The organism is Methylobacterium sp. Leaf361, assembly GCF_001424445.1.
In the GTDB taxonomy this organism is placed as follows: domain Bacteria; phylum Pseudomonadota; class Alphaproteobacteria; order Rhizobiales; family Beijerinckiaceae; genus Methylobacterium.
Map to the genome: position 1 here is coordinate 1 of NZ_LMPY01000086.1, position 2,551 is coordinate 2,551.

The following is a 2,551-nucleotide window of genomic DNA, read 5'->3' on the forward strand; positions in this document are numbered from 1 at the left end:
CATCCGACACCTTCCCCGCTCAGCATGAGCGTATCAGAGGTGTCCGCGATGCCGAGGGAGGATCAATCTCGCCGTGCACCGGTGGGGCGGTCGGATCGGATGACATAGCCTTACCCATAGGCCAACGCCTATGCCTTCGTGAGCTATGCCGCCTGTCCGGTCAAAACGGGGTGCGGTTCACTGGATCGCGCGACGGACTGCCCCCATCGTGGTGGCGCTTCCATGAAGAACCTAGCCCATAGCGCATCCCTCGCCGCATGGTGGTCAACCGCACCACCACATCGCGGGATCATACACCTAGAATGACGATGTTCGAAGCCTCATTCGGAGACGGATGGACCATGACCAGACCACAGCTTACGCCGCCGGCTGGCGTTCTCGTCTCCCGTATCAGCCGAGTCAGCGTCGCCCGCCTGCCGCCAACCCTGCTCACGCAACTCGTGGGTCATGCGGGGGCTGCCATAGGGCTCGTGCGAGAGCGTGAAGCCGAGGAAGGATCATGCGCGAGGGCGTCTACCGCGCACGAACGAAGCGCCGCCCCCCTCGCGGACGCGCTGATAGTGGAGCGCGAAAAAGTCTGTTGCGAGGCATCAATGACCTTTCGTACAAGCGCGCCCTAGCGGGAAACCTTCCCATTTAATATCAGGCCAGCAGGTAACTAGCATGATCTCGCCTACGAAGCCCCGGCGCGTTGTATTTCTTGGTTTCAGAAGAGGAGGCAGTTCGATCGTTTTTCAATCGATCCAGCATATTTTTAACAATTCTGGCTATCGTGTTCACGACCTCGTGGCTGAAAAGTATATTGGACACGACGGTCGTGCGCCAACCGCGGCTGATCTCGAAAATGCGCTGGCGGAGAACGACGTCGTTGGCTGCTTCCGGGAGCCGCCGCCTGCCGACGCGGATCTCTCAGAATTTGACGTAAAGTACATTCTCTTGGTCCGAGATCCGAGAGATTGCGATTATAGCTGGTGGTACGCGAGGAATATTCACAAGCCCGATTTTAAATCGTACGACAATATTGACGATTACTTCCGCGGAGAAAATTTTTATCAATTTGAGGGTCTTGTCGACTACGCAGAGCGAAAATCTGCCAAGATTTTTAAATACGAAGAGGCATTCTTAAATCCAACCAAATTCATTCACGATATAATCTCCGAGACAGGCTTCAGTTATGATGTAGGCGCCTTTGACGTTGCCAACATATTTATGGCGATGTCGAATCTAGGAGGCAGTATTAAGAGCCACAATAGGTCCGGGCTTCCGTTCCAGGCGGTCAACATTCTGCCCGAGAAATCGCTCGAAATTTTGAATAATAAATACGGGAGACTACTTCAACGACTGGGATACAGCATTGAAAAAGATGCATCTCTAGATTCTTGTGTTGCCTCTCGGTTTGAGATAGATAGCCTTAAGAGGACCATTAAAGTTCTCATGGATCAAAATCATTTCAGAGCTCAAGAGACTAGCGAAGCATTCCGTGCGGCCAGCGATGCAAATCAGAAATACATTGAAGCAATGGACATTCTCAGAGTGCTTTCGGATCGGGTCTCAGATCTTATGAAAACTGTAAATGATCTTTCAACTGAGAATCATTACCGCATCGGACATTTGAGAAATTTGGATGAAGAGGTAGTTCAGATTAAAAATTTAATTAATGATTTCGACTCGCATAGATCAAACTCATCGTGATATGAAGTCGTGTGACACTCATTAAAGGTCCGCGATAATAGCTTGGGCGGGCCGTCGGATTGTCTGAAACGCAACCATTCCCGATTGTGGCTGCGAATTTTCAGACCGGCGGCGCTCAGGTCTAAGCTGGCTTCTCCGATTGCTGCAGAAGGCATCGAACATGATACGCTTGGTCCCGACCCGGTCTGCTCACGGATTGGAGGGAGCGCCCGATCTCACCAGCGAGTGAGCCGCGCTTATACGGAACACGGCTTGGGGAAAGAAGGAACGGCAGCGGTTACCGAGCGGTATTGAATCGGAGCCGGCGAACGTTCATCGCTGTGATTAATCCATCCGGATTTTCGGCACAGCTCGGGATGATGGATCCAGCGCGGGTTTCCTGAGAGCTACGCGGGAGATTGGGTGACGACGGTGTGTTGAAGGCGGCATATCGAGGCGGCTGTCGAGCCCGCCAGAACCTCTCAGCAAGGGCGATACGCCACGGAGACACCTACCAACGTCGTCCGACTTCGTCATCCCGAAGACCTCGACGATCCCCTGAACGAGGTGCTGCCTAGCGGCGCCCGCCGCCTGCTCGCCCAAGCTGTCGAGATGGAGGCGGACGCGTTTGTGAGCGCGATGCAGGATCTGCGGCTGCCGGACGGACGCGCGTAGCTGGTGCGGCACGGTCACGGAGATCGCGGCCGGCGACGGCGCTCTCGGCTTCTGGCGGGCGCTGGACGAGGTCTTCCCCGGCACCGCTCACCAGCAGTGTTGGGTCTACAAGGCAGCCAACGTGCTCGACAAGGTGCCGAAGTCCATCCCGCCGGCGATGAAGGCGGACCTGCGCGAGATCCACGGCGCGCCGACCCGGGCGGCG

General features: G+C 55.2%; 1 protein-coding gene and 1 pseudogene. Both read left to right on the top strand.

The features are described 5' to 3' along the window. Nucleotides 1-663 precede the first annotated feature (663 nt). Complete coding sequence (locus ASG32_RS33625; protein ID WP_107352021.1) at nt 664-1,692, top strand: sulfotransferase domain-containing protein; 1,029 nt, start codon at nt 664-666, stop codon at nt 1,690-1,692. Between the two features lie 429 nt (nt 1,693-2,121). After that, nucleotides 2,122-2,551 (top strand): annotated as a pseudogene (locus ASG32_RS35520) (transposase); the annotation flags it as partial.

Excerpts from the sequence above, each read along its gene's own strand:
- ASG32_RS33625 (WP_107352021.1), top strand. The coding sequence starts at position 664 with ATGATCTCGCCTACGAAGCCCCGGCGCGTTGTATTTCTTGGTTTCAGA.